Genomic DNA, 22,350 nt, shown 5'->3' with positions numbered 1-22,350 from the left:
ACTGGCAGCCGAAACCGCCCCTGGATACCGAGATGCCCGCTCCGCCGGAATCCGTGGCCGAGGCCTTGGTGGACGAGTCGGATGTGTCCGTGGCGGCCCTGTCCCGTACCGTGTTCGCGGATGCTGAGCCGGTTCTGGCGTCATCTCCGGAGCTTGACCCCGTCGCCCCGATTGAGCCCGAAGCCCAAATCCCGGGCAGCATTATCCACGCCGTGAGCCACCCCGAGGCGCATCGCCACGCGGCAACCCGGCAGGACATTGCGGACGAACCGCATGCGGCCGACCGCGCGGATCGGGAGATAGAGCTCGATGCGGCTCCCCCGCCAGATCTCGTCCCTGCCGATGGGCCCTCGGCGCTGAACCAGGTCATGTTCACGCCCGATCGCATCGACATGATCGAGATCGGCTCGACCATCGCCCGCTACGTGCAGGGTGAGGGCGCAGCCGCCCTGGCGCATTTCCGGGCGCTGTCGGATGTCCGCACGCCGGCCGATCTGATCCGCTTGCAGGTCAACGAGGCCCAGCGCGCCGCCGACGCCTCCCTGAGCTGCTGGGTCACGGTGATGGGCAAGGCGAGCCGCGTCGTCGCGTTCCGCTGAATGCTCTGCTGTCGCCCGGCGGCCACATCGGCTGCCGGATCGAACCACGCCTGGCAACCGGCCGTTAACCAAGCCGGTCCCATGCCGTATCGGAGGGCACGGGAAACCAAACCGCACCGATGCCGAGCTGCGCGCGCCTGATCCGTTCCGTTTGCCTCTGCCTCGCCCTGGCGCTCGTGCCGGCGCTGGCGAGTCCGCCCGCTTCTGCGCAGAATGGCGACAAGCCCGCCATCGCCATCGGGGCCGACCTTGCGAGCCAGGCTGGGACGACGCGCCTCACCCTGACCCTGTCCCGGGCGGTCGAGGCCCGCGGCTTCGTGATGGAGCGGCCCGACCGGGCGGTGATCGACCTGCCCGAGGTCAACTTCCAGCTCGAATCCGGCACCGGCAGCCGCCGGGACGGCCTCGTGCAATCCTTCCGCTACGGCCTGTTCGCCCCCGGGCGCTCCCGCATCGTGATCGACCTCGCGAACCCCGCCACGGTGGGGAAGATCGAGACCACGACCCGGGCCAAGGACGGCGCCGTGCTGCTCACGATCCCGCTCCAGAAGGCCGACCGCGAAACGTTCCGCAAGGCCGCCGCCGCGGCCGATCCCGCCCCCGCCCAGGCCCGGGCCGCCGCGCCCGAGCCCGCCGACCAGCGCCCGCTGATCATGGTCGATGCCGGCCACGGCGGCACCGATCCGGGCGCCATCGCGGTGGGCGGGGTGTTCGAGAAGGACATCGTGTTCGGCTTCGCCCAGGCGCTCGTCGAGAAGCTGGAGGCGGGAGGCCGCTACCGGGTCCGGATGACCCGCGACCGGGACGTGTTCGTGCCCTTGGGCGAGCGTGTCCGCCTCGCCCGGGAGGCCAAGGCCGACCTGTTCGTGTCGATCCACGCCGATTCGATCTCGGCCGCCCCGCAGGTACGCGGCGCCACGATCTACACCAACGCCGAGAAGGCGACCGACCTCGAATCCGCCAAGCTGGCCGAGCGCGAGAACCGGGCCGATGCCGCCGCGGGCGTCGACGCCGCCGAGGCGCCACCCGACATCGCCGACATCCTGCAGGAACTGACCCTGCGGGAGACCCGGGGCTTCTCGTCGGGCTTCGCCCGGACCCTGATGGGCCAGCTGAGCCCCGTGATGGAGATGAGCACCAAGCCCCACCGCGAGGCCCGCTTCGTGGTGCTGCGCTCCCCCGACGTGCCGAGCGTGCTGGTGGAATTGGGCTACTTGTCGAGCAAGCGCGACCTGGATCTGCTGCAATCGCCGGAGTGGCGGGCGGGTGTCACCGGCTCCATGGCCAAGGCGATCGACCTGTTCTTCACCAATCGCGCCACCCTGGGACGACCCACGATGACGCGTCGCTCGGCCGCCGCCGCCCCAGTTTTACCATAGAGTAAGTGTGGATACGGGCCGTCCGAACGCCCCGTCGCACCGCCGTCGAACCGGCAATCCGAGGGGGCCTCACGGGATCATCCGGGGGCCGACCGCATCGTGAGCGGACGTCACGCGCCGGGTGAGCCGATTCCGGCATGCGGCCGGGCCAGCGACGAGCGGAACACCGGATGCGTCTGATCCTTCGTTTCTTCGGGATCCTGTTCAGCGCCGCCGCGGTGGTGTTCGTACTCGCCGCCGGGGCGGGCGCGTACTTCTATTGGAAGTACAGCCAGGATCTGCCCGACCACGCCGCGCTCGCCAATTACGAGCCGCCGGTGATGACCCGCATCCACGCGGCCGACGGCTCGCTGCTCGCCGAATACGCCCGCGAGCGCCGGCTCTACCTGCCGATCCAGGCGATGCCGAAGATCGTGGTCGCCGCCTTCCTGTCGGCCGAGGACAAGAACTTCTACAAGCATGGCGGCATCGACCCCGAGGGGATCGTCCGCGCCGTTCTGACCAATGCCAAGAGCGGCAAGAAGCAGGGCGCCTCGACCATCACCCAGCAGGTCGCCAAGAACTTCCTGCTGTCCTCCGAGCAGACCTATGACCGGAAGGTCAAGGAGGCGCTGCTGGCGCTGCGGATCGAGGCGGCCTACTCCAAGGACAAGATCCTCGAGCTCTACCTCAACGAGATCTTCCTGGGCACGATCGTCCCGGGCCGCAACCTGCACGGCGTGGCGGCGGCGGCGCTCGACTATTTCGGCAAGTCGGTCCACGAATTGACCATCAACGAGGCGGCCTACCTCGCCGCCCTGCCGAAGGGGCCGAACAACTATCACCCCTACCGCAAGACCCAGGCGGCGCTGGACCGCCGCAACGAGATCATCCGCCTGATGGCGGAGAACGGCTACATCACCAAGGACGAGGCGGAGGCCGCCAAGAAGATGCCGCTCGGCGTCAACCCGCGCGTCGCCTTCCCGAACGCCGCCAACGCCAACTACTTCACCGAGGAGGTCCGCCGCGAGATCTCCGAGCGCTACGGCGAGAAGAAGCTCTACGAGGGCGGCCTCTCGGTGCGCGCCACCCTCGACCCGAAGATGCAGGCCTGGGCCCGCAAGGCGCTGGTCGACGGCCTCGTGCGCTACGATCAGGCCCATGGCTGGCGCGGGCCGGTCACCAAGGTCGACCTGACCGGGCGCGACTGGGGCATGGCGGCGGCCGAGGTTCCGGCGCTCGGCGACGTGGCGCCCTGGCGGCTGGCCGTGGTGCTGGGCAACGGCGCCGGCGGCGTGCAGGTCGGCCTGCAGCCCAAGCGCGAGGCCTCCGGCCAGGTCGGCAAGGATCGCGAGACCGGCGTGATCACCCCCGAGGGGATGCGCTGGGCCGGCCGCGCCAATCTCCAGCCCGGCGACATGGTCTATGTCGAGGCGATCGAGGGCGGGAAGGGGCAGTTCCGCCTGCGCCAGAAGCCCGAGGTCTCCGGCGCGATCGTCGCCATGGACCCGAATACCGGACGCGTCCATGCCATGGTGGGCGGCTTCTCGTACGACGAATCCGAGTTCAACCGCGCTACCCAGGCGATGCGCCAGCCGGGCTCCTCGTTCAAGCCGATCGTCTACTCGGCGGCGCTCGACAACGGCTACACCCCGGCGTCGATCGTGCAGGATTCACCGATCACCATCGAGGCCGGCCCCGGCCAGGAGGCGTGGACACCTTCGAACTACGACGGCAAGTCCGGCGGCCCCCACACCCTGCGCTACGGCATCGAGCACTCGAAGAACCTGATGACGGTCCGGCTCGCCAAGGATGTCGGCATGCCGCTCATCGCCGAGTACGCCCGCCGGTTCGGCGTCTACGACGACATGCTGCCGGTGCTGCCGATGTCGCTGGGCGCGGGCGAGACCACGGTGATGCGCATGGTCACCGCCTACTCGATGCTGGCCAATGGCGGCCGGCGCATCCGGCCGACCCTGATTGACCGGATCCAGGACCGCACTGGCGAGACCATCTACCGGCACGACAACCGCAAGTGCATCGGCTGCGACGCCGAGAAGTGGTCGGGCCAGGACGAGCCGAAGCTGGTGGACGATTCCGAGCAGGTGCTCGACCCGCTGACCGCCTACCAGATGGTCTCGATCATGGAAGGCGTGGTCCAGCGCGGCACCGCCACGATCCTGAAGCAGATCGGCAAGCCGCTGGCCGGCAAGACCGGCACGACGAACGACGCCAAGGACGCGTGGTTCGTGGGCTTCTCGCCGGATCTGGCGGTGGGCATCTACATGGGCTTCGACAAGCCGCGCTCGCTCGGCGATCGGGCGACCGGTGGCGGGCTCTCGGCGCCGATCGCCCTCGAATTCCTGAAGATGGCCCTCAAGGACAAGCCCCCGACCCCGTTCCGCGTGCCGCCGGGCATCAAGCTGATTCGCATCAACCTCGCGAGCGGCACCCGCGCCGGTTCGAGTGAGGGGGCGGGGACGATCCTGGAGGCGTTCAAGCCCGGCACCGCGCCGCCGGATTCCTACGTCGCCCCGTCCGGTGGCAGCCAAGCCCCAGCGGCGGCCGCCGTGCCGGCCGATCCCGACCGGGCGGCTCAGGCGGGTGGGTTGTATTAAGAGCGGACCTAGGCGCCGCGCGTCCCCCTCGCAGAGGCTACGGTATTCATACCTCGCTGGCCGAGACGCGCTCTCCTCCCCTGGCGATCCCGGGCCTGCCCGGGATCGCTCGCGCTTGCGGGGAGGAGTTGGAGGTGGGGGGCATAAGGCCCCGTTCCGCTCGATCCGGCACCACCCCTGACCCCTCCCCACAAGGGGAAGGGGAAACGCGCTTGAAGCCGGTAACCCGCAGCGGGGGGGGACCTCGCGTGACTTGATCCCGAACAGAAAAAAGCCGCCCCGGAGGGAGCGGCTTGGAGGAGTCTTCAGGGAGGCATCAAACAGAGCGGACGAGTTGGTCCAACTCCACATCCAGAACTCTGGATGCCTCTTTATGAATCAAGAACCATAACGAACGGTAAATACCAGTCTTCGCGATGGCTTACGCCGCGAGACTGTCGAACAGCCCGCGCCCGTCGGTCCCGCCGATCAGGTCCTCGACGAAGTTTTCCGGGTGCGGCATCATGCCGAGCACGGCCCGGTTCTCCGAGAGGACGCCCGCGATCGCGTTGAGCGAACCGTTGCGGTTGGCCTCCACGGTGATGTTCCCCTCCGTGTCACAGTAGCGGAAGGTCACCCGGCCCTCGCCCTCGATCCGCGCCAAGGTCTCGGGATCGGCGAAGTAATTGCCCTCGCCGTGGGCGACGCAGATGTCGATCACCTGTCCGGGCCGGTAGGCGCTGGTGAAACGGGTGTCGGTGCGCTCGACCCGTAGCGTCTGCCGGTGGCAGATGAAGCGCCGGTTCACGTTGCGCATCAGCACGCCCGGCAGCAGACCCGATTCGCACAGGATCTGGAAACCGTTGCAGATGCCGAGCACGAGGCCGCCCCGGGCCGCGTGGGCGCGCACCGCATCCATGGCGGCGGCCCGGCCCGCGATCGCCCCGCAGCGCAGATAGTCGCCGTAGGAGAAGCCGCCCGGCAGGACAGCCAGATCGGTGCCGGCCGGCAGGTCGTGGTCCGCGTGCCAGACGAGGCTCACCTGCGCGCCCGAGCGGCGCAGGGCTCGCACGACATCGCTCTCGCGGTTCGAGCCCGGGAAGACGACGACGGCGGCATGCATCACAGGATCTCGATCGCGTAGTTCTCGACCACCGTGTTGGCCAGGAGTTTGTCGCACGCCGTGCGCAGCGTCGCCTCGGCGGTGGCGGCGTCCATGGCCGACACCTCGATGTCGAACACTTTGCCCTGCCGCACGCCCTCGACACCCTCGATGGCGAGCGACTTGAGCGCGGCCTCGATCGCCTTGCCCTGTGGGTCCAGCACGCCGTTTTTCAGGGTGACGATGATACGGGCTTTCATGGATCTTCGAGTCTCGCGCGTCGCCGGGACGAGGGTGTCACCTGCGGCAACGTTTCACAGGCTGCCGCGAGTCTTTGTAACAGGAAGGCTGCCGGCCTGTCGAACGTTGCCCACCTACCGGCGAGACGCGGCGGCGCCCGCACGCAGCGGCTCGATGCTGGTCGCCCGGCGCCAGAGCTGCAGCATGATCCAGGCCGCGAACAGGCTGAACAGGCCCATCAGGACATGGCCGACCCGATCCCCGAGATCGAACAGGCCGGCCAGCGCCCAGCCGGCCGCGATGGCCACGGCGAACACCTCGGTGCCGACGAGGACCATCATGCTCACGATGGTGATGGCGTTGCGCCCGTTCACGCGATCGACCCCTGAAAACACGTTCGGGTCCCGGACGGAACCGTCCGAGACCCGCGCAGCTAGCCCGGCAGGGCCGTGGATGCAACCGATGGCCTTCAGCGCGGCGCGCGCTTGGCCAGGATCCGCTGCAGCGTCCGCCGGTGCATGTTGAGGCGCCGGGCGGTCTCGCTGACATTGCGGCCGCACAGCTCGTAGACCCGCTGGATATGCTCCCAGCGCACCCGGTCCGCCGACATCGGGTTCTCGGGCGGGTCGGCCCGCTCACCGGGCTGGGCCATCAGCGTGCCGTGGATCTCGTCGGCGTCGGCAGGCTTGGCGAGATAATCGAAGGCGCCGAGCTTCACCGCGGTCACCGCGGTCGCGATGTTGCCGTAGCCCGTGAGGATCACGCCCCGGGCTTCCGGCCGGCGTTCCTTGAGGCGGGCGATCACGTCGAGGCCGTTGCCATCACCGAGGCGCATGTCGATCACCGCGAAGGCAGGCGCCCGCGTCTCGACGGCCGAAACGCCGTCCGCGACGCTGTCGGCGACCTGCACGTGGTAGCCGCGGCTCTCCATGGCGCGGGCCAGCCGTGTCGAAAAGGGCTTGTCGTCATCGACGATCAACAGGCTGCGATCGGAGAAGGCGGCCAGCGGATCGGCGTCGCTGAGCACGGCAGCGTCGGTCGCCGCCGCGGTCCCGGGCTGCGTCAGCATCGGGTATTCCTTTCGGGTTTTCGTCGTCGGGTTCTTGGTCTGTCCCTTATATAGGGACGACATCGCCCGGGGGCAGGGGGTGGCGGATATTGAGTTCCGGCGAATGACGTGGGACTGCCCCGCGCTCGAAGATGTGCCGGGCCCAGGAGACGCGCACCACCGCCCCGTGGGTCTCCGGGCTGGACATGTTCGTCAGGACGAGCTGGGCGCCGGAGCGCTCGATCAGGGTTTTGGCGATGAACAGGCCGAGGCCCAGCCCGGCGCCCACGGTGCCCCCCGATTGCGGCCGGTCCTGGCTGCGGGTGGTGACGTAGGGCTCGCCGGCGCGCAGCAGAACCTCGCTGGAGAAGCCCGGGCCGTCGTCGCGGATCTCGATCCAGACCCGCTCCTGGGTCCAGCGCCCCTCCACGGAAACCCGGGCTTCCGCGAAATCGACGGCGTTGTCGAGGATGTTGGCGAGCCCGAACATCACCCCGGGGTTGCGGCGGCAGGCGGGCTCCGGCCCGTCCCCGAGGCTCGTGACATCGAGCGCGGTGCCCAGCGCCCGCTGCGGTGCCACCAGCTCCTCCACGAGGTGGCTGAACGTGACCGTCTCCAGGAAGCCGGCGCCCGCACCGTCACCGTCGAGGGAGGTGAGCTTCCCCAGGATGCCGCGGCAGCGGTCGACCTGCTCGCGCAGCAAGTTCAGATCCTCCGCCACGGCGGGCGAGGCTGTGGGGCCGAGTTGGCGGATCAGCTCCTTGGTGACCACCATGATGGTGCCCAGCGGCGTGCCCAATTCGTGGGCCGCCGCCGCCGCCAGCCCGTCGAGCTGCGACAGGTGCTGTTCCCGGGCGAGCACGAGTTCGGTGGCCGCGAGCGCCTGGGCCAGCAGCCGCGTCTCCTCCGCCACCCGCCATGCATAGACACCCGTGAAGGCGGTGCCGAGCAGGATCGCGGTCCAGACGCCCGAGACGTACAGGAACGGCAATTCGATCCGCCCATCCGCGAACCAGGGCAGCGGCCGGTGGACCAGGGCCAGCAGGGTCGCGAGCCCCACCGCCAGGAGGCCGAGCGCCAGCGTCCGCTCCGGTGGCAGGGCGGTTGCCGAGATCAGCACGGGGGCGAGGAACAGCAGCGAGAACGGGTTCTGGAGCCCGCCCGTGAGGAACAGGAGGGCTGCGAGCTGCACGATGTCGAAGGCGAGCAGCAAAGCCGCGGAATCGTCGCTGAGCCGGTAGCTCGCCGGGAAGCGGATGCGCAGCGCCAGATTCAGCCAGGACGAGGTGGCGATCACCAGGAAGCACCAGCCGAAGGGCAGCGGCAGGCCGAGGCCGAACTGCGCCCCGACGACAGCAGCACTCTGGCCCGTGATGGCGAGCCAGCGCAGGCGGACGAAGGTGTCGAGCCGCAGGTGCCGCGCGTCGCGGACGAGGCTGTTGAGTTCGGTATCGGGCATGCGCTGCTTCAGTCGAGCATCCAACGGACTGGACCAGCGGGGAATTTTCGCTGAACCCGGCGCTGTTCAAGTCCGGCGATGTCGCGGATGCGGGAAGCCCGCCGCCGTCCGGGCCGAATCGTCACAGGCGTCGTCGTCACAGGCAAGTCGCCCCAAAAGGGTATGTTCCATTATCGTTCAGGGTGGAACATTATCCTGCCGATCCAGGTTGCAGGGGGTTCCATCGTCGGCAGGCGTGGCGCGTCGCTGGCCGGATGACGACCCGCGAGGTGACGATGCTCCTGGCCTATTCGCTATACGAGGGCGCCCGCGCCCTGATGACGCCGGCTCGGATTGCCGCCGACCTCACGCGCTACGGCCTCCAGATCCCCGGCAATCCCCTGGCCTACGGGCCCTACGCGCGGGCGGTCAGCGCCGGCTGCGAGATGTTCGAGCGGGTCACCCGCCAGTACGGCAAGCCGGCCTTCGGCTTCACCGAAACGGTCGTCGACGGCCAAGCGGTGCCGGTGAGCGAGCGGGTGGTCTGGGAGCGGCCGTTCTGCCGCCTGATCGCCTTCGATCGTGCCTTCGCGACGCCGCCCGCCGAGGCGCAGCCGAAGCTGCTGATCGTGGCGCCGATGTCGGGCCACTACGCGACGCTGCTGCGCGGCACCGTGGAGGCGATGCTGCCGAACCACCGGGTGTTCATCACCGACTGGACCGACGCCCGGATGGTGCCGCTGCTCGCCGGGCGCTTCGACCTCGACGACTACATCGATTATCTGCAGGAGATGTTCGCTTTCCTGGGGCCGGACCTGCACGTCATGGCGGTGTGTCAGCCGGCGGTGCCGGTCCTCGCCGCGGTGGCGCTGATGGAGGCCGCCGACGAGCCGGGGGTGCCGAACTCGATGACCCTGATGGGTGGCCCGATCGACACGCGCCGCTCGCCGACCGCGGTGAACTGTCTCGCGCAGGAGCGCGGCCAGACGTGGTTCGAGCAGAACACGATCAGCCTCGTGCCGCCGATCTATCCGGGGGCGTGGCGCCGGGTCTATCCGGGCTTCCTGCAGCTCTCGGGCTTCATGGCGATGAACCTCGACCGGCACGTCACGGCCCATACCGACATGTTCGAGCATCTGGTGAAGGGCGACGGCGAGCCGGCCGAGAAGCACCGGGAATTCTACGACGAGTACCTCGCGGTGATGGACCTCACGGCCGAGTATTACCTCCAGACGGTGGAGACGGTGTTCGTGAATCACGCATTGCCGAAGGGCGAGATGCAGCACCGGGGCGTCCCGGTCGATCTCGGCGCCATCCGCCGCTGCGCGATCCTGGCGGTCGAGGGCGAGAACGACGACATCTCCGGCGTCGGCCAGACCAAGGCGGCCCTCGACCTGACGCCGAACCTGCCCGAGGCGCGCAAGGCCTATCACCTCCAGGCGGGGGTGGGGCATTACGGGGTGTTCAACGGCTCGCGCTACCGCACGGTGATCGCGCCGCGCATCGCCGCCTTCATCCGCGCCATGCAGGCGGTCCCGGGGGTGCGGGGCGGGCATCTGCGGCAGGTGGGGTAAGGCGGCCGAAGCTACGGATCGCCGATAGATCTGACAGGCGGCCGCGTATCCCCTTCCTTCCGCAGTGGGGGATACGCGTGCTTCAGCCCTCAAGCTTTCTGCATCCGTCCCGCATGGGCGCGTGGAACATTCCCGCTCATTGCAACGAGCGCGAGAAGGGACTTGTACCCAGCTCCTCCACGGTGTTTGGCGCCCGTTCCGTCATCGCGAGCGCAGCGTAGCGACCCAAGGCAGCGCGCCCTCGATCGGTGCAGCGCGCGCTGGATTGCTTCGCTGCGCTCGCAAGGACGGCGTTGCGCGTGTCCAGCCGTGCCGCCCCCCAATCATCCTGAATACATAACGCAGTATCTATGAAGCTGGCGCGGGCCTTGCGACACGCCGCCCGTGACCGCGACAACCGCACTGCCCGCCCGTGTCCCGACCCTGCCCACTGCCGATCCGGCGGTCGCGTCGGCGCGCGTCCCATCCCGGTTGTCACGCCGGGCCATTGCGCCCCTGCCTAAGAATTGTTCAAACTCGCCCACAAGGTGTGGGCCGGCGACGCGTGCCTGAGATCCGCACCGCCAGGGAGATCACGATGGACCGCAGGACCTTCCTCAAGGGCTCAGCCGCGCTCGGGCTTGCCGCGCCGCAGGTTGCGATGCCGGCCCTGGCGCAGGGCGCCAAGGTCCTCCGCTTCGTCCCCCAGGCGAACCTCGCCAATTTTGATCCGATCTGGGGGACCCAGTACGTGGTGCGCAACGCCGGCACCCTCGTGTGGGACATGCTGTACGGCGTCGACGACCAGCTGAAGCCGCAGCGCCAGATGGTCGAGTCCGAGGAGGTCTCGGGCGACAAGCTGACCTGGACCTTCCGGCTGCGCCCCGGCCTGATGTGGCACGACGGCGAGCCGGTCCTGTCGAAGGACGTGGTGGCGAGCCTCACCCGCTGGATGGCCCGGGACCCGATCGGCCTGATGATCCGCGGCGTCCAGGACGAGCTCTCGGCAACCGACGACCGGACCTTCCGCTGGCGCCTCAAGAAGCCGTTCCCGAAACTGCTCTACGCGCTCGGCAAGACCAATGCCCCGATGGCGCTGATCATGCCGGAGCGGATCGCCAAGACGGACCCGTTCACGCAGATCACCGAGTATGTCGGCTCCGGGCCGATGAAGTTCGTCCGCAATGAGTGGGTGCCGGGCGCCCGGGCGGTGTTCGAGACATTCGCCGGCTACAAGCCCCGCGAGGAGCCGAATTCCTGGCTCGCCGGGGGCAAGCGCATCCTGGTCGACCGGGTCGAGTGGGTGATCATGCCGGACGCCGCCACCGCCTCGGCGGCCCTGCAGAATGGCGAGGTCGACTGGTGGGAGAACCCGATCTCCGACCTCGTGCCGCTGCTGCGCAAGAACAGTAACCTCAACGTCGATATCGCCGACCCGCTGGGCAATGTCGGGTCGTTCCGGATGAACCACCTGCACCCGCCCTTCGACAATCCGAAGATCCGCCAGGCCGTCCTGACGGCGATGAGCCAGGAGGACTACATGCGGGCGATCGTCGGCGACGACGACAGCCTCTGGAAGACACTGCCGGGCTTCTTCACCCCGGGCACGGCGCTCTACAGCGAGGCGGGCGGCGGCAACGTGGGCAAGGGCGACATCAAGCTCGGCCAGAAGCTGCTCAAGGAAGCCGGCTACAAGGGCGAGCCCGTCACCTGCGTCGTGGCGCAGGACCAGCCGATCACCAAGGCGCAGGGCGACATCACCGCCGACCTGCTGAAGCAGATGGGCTTCAACGTCGATTTCGTCGCCACCGACTGGGGCACCACCGGCACCCGCCGGGCCTCCAAGGCGCCCCCCAGCCAGGGCGGCTGGAACATGTTCCACACGTGGCACGCCGGCGCCGACTGCATCAACCCGGCGGGCTACCCGGCGGTGCGCGCCAACGGCGACAAGGCGTGGTTCGGCTGGCCCAACATCCCGCCCGTGGAGGCGGCGATCACCGAGTGGTTCGACGCCGCCGACCCGACGTCCGAGAAGGCCGCCATCGACAAGGTCAACGCCGCCGCCTGCGAGGGCGTGGTCTACGTCCCGACCGGGTTCTTCCTCGGCTACCAGGCGTGGCGGAAGAACGTCTCGGGCATCGTGAAGGGGCCGATCCCGTTCACCTGGGGCGTGTCGAAGGCCTAGGACCGGAGACACCCCATGCTCGGCTATATCGGCAGGCGCATCCTCGCCACCATCCCCGTCATGGCGGTGGTCGGGCTGTTCGTCTTCAGCCTCCTCTACTTCGCCCCCGGGGATCCGGCCGCCATCATCGCGGGCGATCAGGCGAGCCCCGAGGATATCATCCGCATCCGGGCCACGCTCGGCCTCGACCGGCCCTTCCTGGTGCGGTTCGGGGAATGGTCCTGGCACATCCTGCACGGGGACCTCGGCACCTCGATCTTCACCAACCTGCCGGTCACCACCATGATCGGCCAGCGGGTGCAGCCCACCGTCTCGCTGATGCTCGTCACCCTGGTCTTCGCCATCGCGGTGGCGGTGCCGCTCGGCGTCGTCGCCGCCTGGAAGGCCGGCAGCCTGATCGACCGCCTCGTGATGGGGCTCGCCGTAACGGGCTTCTCTGTGCCGGTCTTCGTGGTCGGCTACATCCTGGCCTACGTCTTCGCCCTTCAGCTCGGCTGGCTGCCCGTGCAGGGCTACACGCCGATCGAGCAGGGGCTCTGGCCCTGGCTGTCCCACCTGATCCTGCCAGCGGTGACGCTCGGCCTCGTCTACATCGCGCTGATCGCCCGGGTGACCCGGGCCACCATGCTCGACGTGCTGAGCCAGGATTACGTGCGCACCGCGCGCGCCAAGGGGCTGGCGCAGGGGCCGGTCCTGTTCGTCCACGCCCTCAAGAACGCCGCGGTGCCGATCGTCACCGTGATCGGCATCGGCATCGCCCTGCTGATCGGCGGCGCGGTGGTGACCGAGACGGTCTTCGCGATCCCCGGCCTCGGGCGCCTCACCGTGGATGCCATCCTGCGGCGCGATTACCCGATCATCCAGGGCATCGTGCTGCTGTTCAGCTTCGTCTACGTGCTCGTGAACCTCGCCATCGACCTCTTCTACACATTGCTCGACCCGAGGATCCGCTATTGACCGCGACCGTCGCGCCCTTCCCCGATCGCGTCCCGCAGGCGGGCGCCCCGCCCGGAGGCCTGCCCAAGGCCCCCCCGCCCCCGGGCCTCGCCGTCGCGGCGCCGCTGCCGGACGTGATCCCGGTGCGCAAGCACAGGGGCAAGGTCTGGACCTATGTCCGCCGCAACCCGACCATCGTGGTCGGCGGCGTGATGCTCCTCATCGTCTTCCTGATGGCCTTGCTGGCGCCGTGGCTCGGCACGGTCGACCCGACCGCCCTCGCGCCGGCCAAGCGCACCCGGATGCCCTCCGCGCAGTACTGGTTCGGCACCGACATGCTCGGCCGCGACGTCTATTCGCGGGTGGTGTACGGCGCCCGGGTCTCGCTGCTGGTCGGCTTCGCGGTGGCATTCCTCGCCTCGGTCGCGGGGCTGGCGGTCGGGCTCGTCTCCGGCATGGTGCGCTGGCTCGACGGCGTGGTGATGCGGGTCGTCGACGGCATGATGTCGATCCCGCCGATCCTGCTCGCCATCGCGCTGATGGCGCTGACCCGCGGCTCGGTCCAGAACGTGATCATCGCCATCACCATCGCGGAGATCCCCCGCGTCGCCCGCCTCGTGCGCGGCGTGGTGCTGTCGCTGCGTGAGCAGCCCTACGTCGAGGCGGCCGTGACCACGGGCACCCGGATGCCTGCGATCATCTGGCGCCACATCCTGCCCAACACGCTCGCGCCCATGACCGTGCAGGCGACCTACATCTGCGCCTCCGCGATGATCACCGAGGCGATCCTGTCGTTCATCGGCGCGGGCGTGCCGCCCTCGACGCCCTCCTGGGGCAACATCATGGCCGAGGGCCGGGCGCTCTGGCAGGTGAAGTTCTACATCATCCTGTTCCCGGCCATCTTCCTCTCCATGACGGTGCTCGCCGTGAACCTCGTGGGTGACGGCCTGCGCGACGCCCTCGATCCCCGCATGGCGAAGGACGTCTGATGAGCGGCGCACCCCTCCTGTCGATCGAGAACCTGCAGGTCCATTTCCGCACCCCCGACGGGGTGAACCGGGCGGTGGATGGGGTGTCGTTCGCGATCGGCTCCGGCGAGACCCTGGCGATCGTGGGCGAATCCGGCTGCGGCAAGTCGGTGACCTCGATGTCGATCCTGCGGCTCCTGCCCGAGCCGCCGGCCCGCATCGCCGGCGCGATCAAGTTCGAAGGAAAAAACCTCCTCGATCTGCCGAACAGCGCCATGCGCAAGATCCGCGGCAACGACATCAGCGTGATCTTCCAGGAGCCGATGACCTCGCTGAACCCGGTGCTGACGGTCGGCCGCCAGATCGGCGAGACCCTGCGCCTGCACCAGGGCCTCAGCCGGCGCGCCGCCGAGGAGCGGGCGGTGGAGATGCTGACGCTGGTCGGCATCCCCGAGCCGCGGCGGCGGGTGCGGGAATACCCGCACCAGCTCTCCGGCGGCATGCGCCAGCGGGTGATGATCGCCATCGCGCTCGCCTGCTCGCCTAAGCTGCTCATCGCCGACGAGCCCACCACGGCCCTCGACGTGACCATCCAGGCCCAGATCCTCGACCTGATGCGCGACCTGAAGGCCCGGGTCGGGGCCGCCATCATGCTGATCACCCATGATCTCGGCGTCGTGGCCGAGGTCGCCGACCGGGTGGTGGTGATGTATGCCGGCCGCAAGGTCGAGGAGGCGCCGGTCCGCGACCTGTTCCGGGCGCCGCGCCATCCCTACACCCGGGGCCTGATGGGGGCGGTGCCGAAGCTCGGCGCGGTCGAGCACGGCGGCGACGAACGGCTCGCCGAGATCCCCGGCATGGTGCCGAGCCTCAAAGGTCGGATCGAGGGCTGCGTCTTCGCCGGCCGCTGCCCGGACGTGACCGACCTGTGCCGCGCCTACGCCCCGGCCCTGGAGCCGAAGGCGCCGGGCCACCTCGCCGCCTGCCATTACGCGCCGAAGGACGCCCTCGCGGCATGAGCGCCACGCCCGCACCCGCCCCCCGCACCCTGCTGGAGGTCAACGACCTCAAGAAGCACTTCGCCCTCGGCGGCGGCCTGTTCGGCCAGTCCAAGCGCGTGCTCAAGGCGGTGGACGGCCTGTCCTTCACGGTGGCCCGGGGCGAGACCCTCTCGCTCGTGGGTGAATCCGGCTGCGGCAAGTCCACGGTCGCCAAGGCCTTGATGCGGCTCTACGCGCCCACCGCCGGTCAGGTGGTGCTCGATGGGCGCCGGATCGACGACCTCTCGCCCGGGACGCTGCGGCCCCTGCGGCGCCACATCCAGATGGTGTTCCAGGATCCGTTCTCGTCGCTGAACCCGCGGATGCGGGTGCGGGCGATCCTGGCCGAGCCGATCCGCAATTTCGGCCTCGCCCGGAACAAAGCCGACCTCGAGAGCCGGCTCGCCAGCCTGATGGAGCGGGTCGGCCTGCCGCGGGAGGCGCTGGGACGCTTCCCGCACGAGTTCTCGGGCGGCCAGCGCCAGCGCATCGGCATCGCCCGGGCGCTCGCCGCCGAGCCGGACCTCATCATCTGCGACGAGGCGGTCTCGGCGCTCGACGTCTCGGTGAAGGCCCAGATCGTCAACCTGCTGCGCGAGCTCCAGCGCGAGCTCGACCTCGCCATGCTGTTCATCTCGCACGACCTCGCGATCGTCGAGCACATGACCCACCGGGTGGCGGTGATGTATCTCGGCACGATCGTCGAGATCGGCCCGCGCCGCGACATCTTCCTGGCGCCCAAGCACCCCTACACCCAGGCCCTGCTCTCGGCGGTGCCGATCCCCGAGCCGGGGGCCGGCCGGACGCGCATCGTGCTCAAGGGCGACGTGCCGAGCCCGATCAACCCGCCGTCGGGCTGCCGCTTCCACACCCGCTGCCCGCACGCCTTCGACCGCTGCCGGACAGAGGTACCGGGCCTCGATCCCGTGGGCGCCGGCCACTTCGCCGCCTGCCACCTCAACGACACGGCCGTCCCCGCGCAGGCGGCCTGACATGATGATCACGCTCGCCGCGCCGGCGCCGGACCAGAGCACGTCGTGCTTTCAAAAGGTCCGGGACCTTTTGCGGGTGCAGGGCAGAGCCCTGCTGTCGGGCTGCGCCCGATCGTCGGGCTGTGCCCGATCGTCGGGCTGCGCCCGATCTGTCAGGGCTTCGCCCTGACGACCCACCAAAGGGCCACGCTCTTCGGAAACCCCGGCGCGCTTCGCGCACCATGACGGTTCGGCGTCCCGTCAAAGCATCTGGAGTCTCACGTGCAACACGACCTCATCCTGAAGGGCGCGCGGGTTATCGACCCATCGCAGAACCATGACGGGATCTGTGATGTCGCCTTCGCGGATGGCCGGGTCTCGGGCTTCGGCCGCGACCTGCCGGTGGGCCCCGGCACGCAGGTGCGCGACATGGCCGGCGCGATCGTCACACCGGGCCTGATCGACCTGCACACCCACGTCTACTGGGGCGGCACCTCGATCGGCATCGACGCCGACGAATTCTGCCGCACCTCCGGGGTGACCACGTCGGTCGATACCGGCAGCGCCGGGCCCGGCAACTTCGCCGGATTCCGGAAGCACGTCATCGACCGCTCGGAGGCCCGGATCCTCGCCTACCTGCACGTCTCCTTCGCGGGCATCTACGCCTTCTCGAAGACCATCATGGTCGGCGAGAGCCAGGATCCGCGCCTCATGGCGCCCCGGGAGGCGGTCGAGGTCGCCGAGGCCAACCGGGACGTGATCATCGGCATCAAGGTCCGGGTCGGGCGCAATTCCTCCGGGGACCAGGGCACTGCGCCGCTCAATATCGCCCTGCAGGTGGCGGAGGAGACCGGCCTGCCGCTGATGGCCCATATCGACGAGCCGCCGCCGAGCTACGAGGAGGTGCTGGCGATGCTGCGCCCCGGCGACGTGCTGACCCACGCGTTCCGGCCCTTCCCGAATTCCCCCGTGACCGCTCAAGGCGCGGTGAAGCCCGCCCTGCGCGAGGCCCGGGCGCGCGGCGTGCTGTTCGATATCGGCCACGGCAAGGGTTCGTTCGCGTTCAAGACGGCGCGGGCCATGATGGCGGGCGGCTTCCTGCCCGACACGATCTCGTCGGACGTGCACCAGCTCTGCATCGACGGGCCGGCCTTCGATCAGGTCACCACCATGTCGAAGATGCTCTGCCTCGGCATGAGCCTCACCGACGTCATCGCGGCCTCCACGGTGAACGCCGCCGTGGCGGTGAAGCGGATGGAGTACGGCACCCTGAAGGTCGGCGCGCTCGGCGACGCCACCGTGCTGGCGGTCCGGGATGGGGCATTCGACTACGTCGACACACGCGGCGAGCACATGCAGGGCGCCCAGCGGATCACCGCGGAAGGCGTGGTGCTGAAGGGCCGATGGTGGCACCCGGTCTGAGGGTCGAAGCCGGATCTTCCAGGATTGTGGTCCTGTTACATACAGAATAACGGCCTTTACAGCGTCTTCGGCACACCGATACACTTTCCCGTGAGGGCCGGTCCATCGCCGCGCCCTCAGCGAAACGCGGACCAAGCCGCGGCGCCCGGGAGGATGGATGGATACGGATCACCCTCTCCTTGAGGTGGACGGGGTCACGCTTCGGTACAAGACGCGCGACCATCTCGTGACGGCGACCTACCGGGTGAGCTTCCGAGTGTTCCCCGGAGACCGGTTCGTGCTCCTGGGCCCGTCGGGCTGCGGGAAGTCGACGCTCCTGAAAGCCGTGGGCGGCTACATGGCGCCGACCGAGGGGGAGATCCGCCTCAAGGGCCGGCCGGTCACCCAGCCCGGGCCCGACCGGATGATGGTGTTCCAGGAGTTCGACCAGCTCCTCCCCTGGAAGACGGTGCGCCAGAACGTCGTGTTCGCGCTGGAAGCCTCCGGCCGGCTCACCGGCAAGGCCGCGCGCGAGCGGGCGGACCTGTATATCGACAAGGTGCATCTGACGCGCTTCGCCGACAGCTACCCGCACACGCTCTCGGGCGGCATGAAGCAGCGCGTGGCCATCGCCCGCGGCATGGCCATGGAGCCCGACATCCTGCTGATGGACGAGCCGTTCGCGGCGCTCGACGCACTCACGCGCCGGCGCATGCAGGACGAGCTTCTGGCCCTGTGGGAGGGCACACGCTTCACCGTGCTGTTCGTCACCCACTCGATCCCCGAGGCGATCAAGGTCGGCGCGCGCATCCTGCTGCTGTCGCCCCACCCGGGCGAGGTCAAGGCCGAGCTCAACAGCGCCGACACCCCCGAGGCAGCGTTGCGCCTTGAGAGCCGCATCCAGCAGATGCTGTTTGCCGAGGAGATCCCGGAGGCCGCCGAGAATGTCTAGCGCCCCCCTCGCCGCCCCAATCCCCGTCCCACCGGCCGCCGCGCCGCCCGCGCCCACCGCCCCAGCCCGCCCGCCCGTGGCGGCGCGGCCCGAGATCGTGCACGAGCTCGGGCCGGCGCGGAGCGGGGCGGCCGCGCCGGTGGTGGAGAAGCCGCTGTCGCTCTTCGAGCGGCTCTACAACCAGAGCTGGCTGCGCAAGCTGGTGATCCTGGCCGTGCTGGCGGGGATCTGGGAGGCCTACGGGCGCTACCTCGACAACGACCTCCTGTTCCCGACCTTCTCGGCCACCGTGGAGGCGTTCTTCCGCGGCATCGCGGACGGCACGCTGCCGGCGCGGGCGTGGTCTTCGCTCAAGGTGCTGCTGATGGGCTACGCCGCCGGCGTTGCCCTGGCGAGCCTGCTGACGGGGCTCGCCATCGCCACCCGGGTGGGCACGGACGTGCTGGAGACGCTGACCGCGATGTTCAACCCGCTACCGGCGATCGCGCTGCTGCCACTGGCGCTGATCTGGTTCGGGCTGGGCAACGGCAGCTTGATCTTCGTTCTGGTGCACTCCGTGACTTGGGCGATCGCGCTCAACACGCATTCGGGCTTCCTGTCGGTGAGCCGAACGCTGACGATGGTCGGGCGCAATTACGGCCTGTCGGGTCCGCGTCTGATCGGGAAGATCCTGATCCCGGCCGCGTTCCCGGCGATCCTGACCGGCCTGAAGGTGGGCTGGGCCTTCGCGTGGCGCACGCTGATCGCGGCCGAGTTGGTCTTCGGGGTGTCGTCCGGCTCGGGGGGATTGGGCTGGTTCATCTTCGAGAACAAGAACATGCTCGACATCCCCAACGTGTTCGCGGGGCTTCTGACCGTGATCCTGATCGGTCTGGTGGTCGAGAACCTGATCTTTCAGACCCTCGAAACCAGGACCGTCCGCCGCTGGGGCATGCAGGCCTGAGCGGACCCGGTACGGACAGGAGATCAACGCCGACGTGCCCGACATCCTCGGCAGGGCCGCGGCGATGCCCTGCCGCTCGCGCGCCTTGAACACGCGATCCGCGGCGGAGAGTCGTGCGCCGGCCGCGCCGCCCTGCGTGCCGGCGCACGACTCTCCGCCGCGCAATCCCCAATTGAATGGCGTTGGGAACGGTCTCGCAGCGTACAGAACGATCATTCCGTCCTGTGACGGGGCGTTTCCGATCCATCGCCGGTTTTAGGCCTGTAGATATCCACAGATCGGTGCCCGGACGCAGATGAATGCTTCTGTTCGATACCGGGTCCCAGCCGGCTCGCATCAAAATGCGCTTTCCGAGGCCGGACGTCGGTCAAGAGCATCTTGACACATCCCGAGTTTTTGCTTTTGGAACTGTCGACGTCACCCACGAAAGCTTTGAGTGGACTCGCCCCGTGCCCGAACAAAATCCAGAGCGCGCTCTTGAGCGCATCAAGCTGGCTGCCGAGATCGTCGCGGCCTACGTCTCGAACAACTCTGTCCCGCCGACCACGCTGCCCGATTTGATGGCGGGTGTGCACGCGGCACTGAACAACCTTGGCGGCAAGCCCGCCGTCGAGGCACCGCCGCCGGTCGAACAGCCGACGCCCGCACAGATCCGCAAGTCGGTCCAGCAGGACGGCATCATCAGCTTCATCGACGGGCGGTCGTACAAGACGCTGAAGCGCCACCTCACCGCTCACGGCCTGACGCCCGAGTTGTACCGCGAGCGCTACGGCCTGCCGGAGGATTACCCGATGACGGCCCCCGGTTACGCCGCGCAGCGCTCGGCGCTCGCGAAGGCGATCGGACTCGGTGTCCCCGGTGGCCGGATCGATCAGCGCCGGACCGGAACGAACGGCTGATCGCCGCCGCGCGGTCCGCTGGGCCTTATCGGCTTGCGCGGTCCCGGAACGGCAGCACCTGCGCGCTGATCGGAGCGGAGCGGAACGCCAGCCCGAAATCCGGACGGGCGGGCCGGCCGAACGTGTCGGCCCAGCTCAGCTTGATGACCTGGCCCGCCGGCACCACGGCCGCTTGCTCCACGCCGGGCGGCGCTGCCGTGCGATAAGCCGGGCCGATCCAGCGGGCGTCCCGTTTCTCGGACCCGCGACGAAGCCCGGGGGGCGCCGTCGGCACGGAGCGCTTAGCGATTCGCCGGATATCGTTGGGCTTGTCTGAGGTCGACACGCTGCATCATCCCGTCCGCATCCGAGGTGCGAGCGTGGACGGATAGCGGTTTCGGCCGTGGTCCGCCGGGGCGCTCGACCCTCGACACGGCGCTACTCTACCGAAACGACCGCCCTGCGACAGGGCAGCTCTGTCCAAAAAACTTGTCCCAGCGTCCCAACATCCGTCCGCCTCCAGCCGCGGAGGCCGTTAGGACGCATGCGCACCCGGCACCGCCGCCAGGAGACTGCGCGTGTAGGCGTGCTCGGGCGCCGCAAACAGGTCGGCGGTGCCCCGCATCTCCACGATGGCGCCCCGGTGCATCACGGCGATCCGGTCGCAGATCGTGGCGGCCACCCGCAGATCGTGGGTGATGAACAGCATCGCCAGGGACAACCTCTGCTTCAGATCCTCCAGCAGGTCCAGCACCTGCCGCTGGACCGAGACGTCGAGCGCCGACACCGCCTCGTCGGCCACCAGCACGTCCGGCTCCATGGCGAGCGCGCGAGCGATGCCGATGCGCTGGCGCTGACCGCCCGAGAACGCGTTCGGGTAACGGGCGGCGGCCTTCGGATCGAGGCCGACGAGGTCGAGGAGGCTGCGCGCCCGTTCCCGCGCCTCGGCGGCCGGGACCCCATGGGCGATCGGCCCCGCCGTGATGATCTGCTCCACGGTGCGCCGGGGATTGAGCGAGGCGAACGGATCCTGAAAGATCATCTGGATGCGGCTGCGCTTGTCGCGCAGGGCGCCGCTCTTCAGCGCCGTGTAGTCGAGGTCGCCGAGCCGGACCGTGCCGCCGTCGGGCTCGATCAGACGGATCGCCAGCCGCGCCGTGGTCGATTTGCCGGAGCCGGATTCGCCCACGATCCCCAGGGTCTCGCCGCGGCGCACGTCGAAGGAGACTTGCCTGACCGCCGCCACCACCCGCGGCTTGCCGAACAGGCCGGAGCGTCCTGCGTAGGTCTTCGACAGGCCGGCCACCGACAGGGCGATTGGGGCCGCCGCCGGGGCTGGGCGCGCCGGCGGCGTCAGGCTCGGGACGGCGGCGAGGAGCGCCCGGGTGTAGGGCGCCTGCGGGTTGCGCAGCACGGCCTCGGCCGTACCGGATTCCACGAGCCGGCCGCGCTGGAGCACCGCCACGTGGTCGGCGATCTCCGCCACCACGCCGAAATCGTGGGTGATGAACAGGACGCTCATCCCGCGCTTCTGCTGCAGGTCGCGGATCAGCCGGAGGATCTGGGCCTGGGTGGTGACGTCGAGCGCCGTGGTCGGCTCGTCGGCGACCAGCACCGAGGGCTCCAGCGCCAGCGCCATGGCGATCATCGCCCGCTGCCGCTGTCCGCCGGAGAGCTGGTGCGGGTAGGCCCGCACCGCTTCCTCGGGGTTCGGCAGGCCGACCTCCGTGGCCAGCGCCACCGCCCGGGTCCAGCGCTCGCTGCGGGTGAGCAGGTTGTGTGCCTCGAACATCTCGGCGATCTGATCGCCGATCCGCATCACCGGGTTCAGCGCTGTCATCGGCTCCTGGAACACCATGGCGATGCGCCGGCCGCGCAAGCGGCGCCACGCGGGCTCGTCGAGGGTCAGGAGGTCCCGGCCCTCGAACAGGATCGTGCCGGAAGTCGGCTTCAGCGCCCGGGGCAGGAGGCCGGTCAGCGCGTAGGCGCTCATCGACTTGCCCGAGCCCGATTCCCCGACCACGCAGAGGATCTTTCCGGCCTCAAGGTCGAGGTTCAGGCTCTCGACCGCGTGCGGCCGGTCGGCGCCCTTGGGGAGCGCGATCGTCAGATCGCGGATGCGGACGACCGGCTCGCTCATG

Annotated in this window: 20 protein-coding genes; 13 read left to right on the top strand and 7 right to left on the bottom strand. The window is 69.2% G+C overall.

Annotation, left to right across the window (positions count from 1 at the left end; genetic code table 11):
* Nucleotides 1-32 precede the first annotated feature (32 nt).
* The 3 genes from BLQ49_RS12980 to BLQ49_RS12970 all read left to right on the top strand — a co-directional run bounded on the left by BLQ49_RS12980 (nucleotide 33) and on the right by BLQ49_RS12970 (nucleotide 4,575).
* Nucleotides 33-599, top strand: coding sequence for a hypothetical protein (locus BLQ49_RS12980; RefSeq protein WP_244507570.1), 567 nt, complete (start codon nucleotides 33-35; stop codon nucleotides 597-599).
* Between the two features lie 119 nt (nucleotides 600-718).
* Nucleotides 719-1,978 (top strand): N-acetylmuramoyl-L-alanine amidase, encoded by a 1,260-nt coding sequence (locus tag BLQ49_RS12975; protein ID WP_091716333.1) that lies wholly within the window; start codon nucleotides 719-721, stop codon nucleotides 1,976-1,978.
* A gap of 170 nt (nucleotides 1,979-2,148) precedes the next feature.
* Nucleotides 2,149-4,575, top strand: coding sequence for a penicillin-binding protein 1A (locus tag BLQ49_RS12970; protein WP_091716332.1), 2,427 nt, complete (start codon nucleotides 2,149-2,151; stop codon nucleotides 4,573-4,575).
* A gap of 421 nt (nucleotides 4,576-4,996) precedes the next feature.
* Here BLQ49_RS12970 and purQ read toward each other — a convergent pair whose 3' ends face one another.
* From purQ to BLQ49_RS12945, 5 genes are all read right to left on the bottom strand, one after another.
* Complete coding sequence (purQ, locus tag BLQ49_RS12965; RefSeq protein WP_091716331.1) at nucleotides 4,997-5,677, bottom strand: phosphoribosylformylglycinamidine synthase subunit PurQ; 681 nt, start codon at nucleotides 5,675-5,677, stop codon at nucleotides 4,997-4,999.
* Entirely contained in the window at nucleotides 5,677-5,916 is a 240-nt protein-coding gene (gene purS, locus BLQ49_RS12960; RefSeq protein WP_091716330.1) for a phosphoribosylformylglycinamidine synthase subunit PurS, read from the bottom strand. Before purS ends, purQ begins: the two co-directional genes overlap by 1 nt.
* Before the next feature lie 114 nt (nucleotides 5,917-6,030).
* A complete protein-coding gene (locus tag BLQ49_RS12955) occupies nucleotides 6,031-6,270 on the bottom strand; it encodes a hypothetical protein (protein WP_091716329.1) in 240 nt (79 codons plus the stop codon).
* A 95-nt stretch (nucleotides 6,271-6,365) separates the two neighbouring features.
* On the bottom strand, nucleotides 6,366-6,965 hold the full coding sequence (locus tag BLQ49_RS12950; RefSeq protein WP_091716328.1) for an ActR/PrrA/RegA family redox response regulator transcription factor: 600 nt from the start codon (nucleotides 6,963-6,965) through the stop codon (nucleotides 6,366-6,368).
* A 46-nt stretch (nucleotides 6,966-7,011) separates the two neighbouring features.
* Nucleotides 7,012-8,403 carry an ActS/PrrB/RegB family redox-sensitive histidine kinase gene (locus BLQ49_RS12945; protein ID WP_091716327.1) on the bottom strand — a complete coding sequence of 464 codons (1,392 nt, stop codon included), beginning with the start codon at nucleotides 8,401-8,403 and terminating at the stop codon, nucleotides 7,012-7,014.
* 275 nt (nucleotides 8,404-8,678) lie between these two features.
* Between BLQ49_RS12945 and BLQ49_RS12940 the strand changes: the two genes are divergently transcribed.
* The 10 genes from BLQ49_RS12940 to BLQ49_RS12895 all read left to right on the top strand — a co-directional run bounded on the left by BLQ49_RS12940 (nucleotide 8,679) and on the right by BLQ49_RS12895 (nucleotide 20,230).
* On the top strand, nucleotides 8,679-9,956 hold the full coding sequence (locus tag BLQ49_RS12940) for a polyhydroxyalkanoate depolymerase (RefSeq protein ID WP_091716477.1): 1,278 nt from the start codon (nucleotides 8,679-8,681) through the stop codon (nucleotides 9,954-9,956).
* A gap of 577 nt (nucleotides 9,957-10,533) precedes the next feature.
* Nucleotides 10,534-12,120 carry an ABC transporter substrate-binding protein gene (locus tag BLQ49_RS12935; RefSeq protein WP_091716326.1) on the top strand — a complete coding sequence of 529 codons (1,587 nt, stop codon included), beginning with the start codon at nucleotides 10,534-10,536 and terminating at the stop codon, nucleotides 12,118-12,120.
* A 15-nt stretch (nucleotides 12,121-12,135) separates the two neighbouring features.
* Nucleotides 12,136-13,077 (top strand): ABC transporter permease, encoded by a 942-nt coding sequence (locus BLQ49_RS12930; RefSeq protein WP_091716325.1) that lies wholly within the window; start codon nucleotides 12,136-12,138, stop codon nucleotides 13,075-13,077.
* Nucleotides 13,074-14,045, top strand: coding sequence for an ABC transporter permease (locus tag BLQ49_RS12925; protein ID WP_091716324.1), 972 nt, complete (start codon nucleotides 13,074-13,076; stop codon nucleotides 14,043-14,045). The genes BLQ49_RS12930 and BLQ49_RS12925 overlap by 4 nt, the downstream gene beginning before the upstream one ends.
* The gene (locus BLQ49_RS12920; protein WP_091716323.1) at nucleotides 14,045-15,043 is read left to right on the top strand and encodes an ABC transporter ATP-binding protein; all 999 of its coding nucleotides are present in this window, start codon (nucleotides 14,045-14,047) and stop codon (nucleotides 15,041-15,043) included. The genes BLQ49_RS12925 and BLQ49_RS12920 overlap by 1 nt, the downstream gene beginning before the upstream one ends.
* Nucleotides 15,040-16,056 (top strand): ABC transporter ATP-binding protein, encoded by a 1,017-nt coding sequence (locus tag BLQ49_RS12915; protein WP_091716322.1) that lies wholly within the window; start codon nucleotides 15,040-15,042, stop codon nucleotides 16,054-16,056. The genes BLQ49_RS12920 and BLQ49_RS12915 overlap by 4 nt, the downstream gene beginning before the upstream one ends.
* A gap of 261 nt (nucleotides 16,057-16,317) precedes the next feature.
* Nucleotides 16,318-17,457, top strand: a complete 1,140-nt coding sequence (locus tag BLQ49_RS12910) for an amidohydrolase/deacetylase family metallohydrolase (RefSeq protein ID WP_091716321.1) — start codon at nucleotides 16,318-16,320, stop codon at nucleotides 17,455-17,457.
* Between the two features lie 157 nt (nucleotides 17,458-17,614).
* Nucleotides 17,615-18,388, top strand: a complete 774-nt coding sequence (locus BLQ49_RS12905; RefSeq protein ID WP_091716320.1) for an ABC transporter ATP-binding protein — start codon at nucleotides 17,615-17,617, stop codon at nucleotides 18,386-18,388.
* Nucleotides 18,381-19,331, top strand: a complete 951-nt coding sequence (locus BLQ49_RS12900) for an ABC transporter permease (RefSeq protein ID WP_244507569.1) — start codon at nucleotides 18,381-18,383, stop codon at nucleotides 19,329-19,331. The genes BLQ49_RS12905 and BLQ49_RS12900 overlap by 8 nt, the downstream gene beginning before the upstream one ends.
* Before the next feature lie 449 nt (nucleotides 19,332-19,780).
* Entirely contained in the window at nucleotides 19,781-20,230 is a 450-nt protein-coding gene (locus BLQ49_RS12895; protein ID WP_244507583.1) for a Ros/MucR family transcriptional regulator, read from the top strand.
* Nucleotides 20,231-20,255: 25 nt separating this feature from the next.
* On the opposite strand, the gene BLQ49_RS28975 is transcribed toward BLQ49_RS12895, so the two are convergent.
* Nucleotides 20,256-20,555: a hypothetical protein gene (locus BLQ49_RS28975; protein ID WP_143012252.1), complete on the bottom strand. Its 300-nt coding sequence runs from the start codon at nucleotides 20,553-20,555 to the stop codon at nucleotides 20,256-20,258.
* 189 nt (nucleotides 20,556-20,744) lie between these two features.
* Nucleotides 20,745-22,349: an ABC transporter ATP-binding protein gene (locus BLQ49_RS12890; protein ID WP_091716318.1), complete on the bottom strand. Its 1,605-nt coding sequence runs from the start codon at nucleotides 22,347-22,349 to the stop codon at nucleotides 20,745-20,747.
* Nucleotide 22,350 lies beyond the last annotated feature (1 nt).

Origin of the sequence: Methylobacterium phyllostachyos (assembly GCF_900103445.1) — a bacterium.
Lineage (GTDB): Bacteria > Pseudomonadota > Alphaproteobacteria > Rhizobiales > Beijerinckiaceae > Methylobacterium > Methylobacterium phyllostachyos.
Note: the sequence above shows the minus strand (reverse complement) of the source record. Positions and strands in the feature narration are given on the sequence as shown.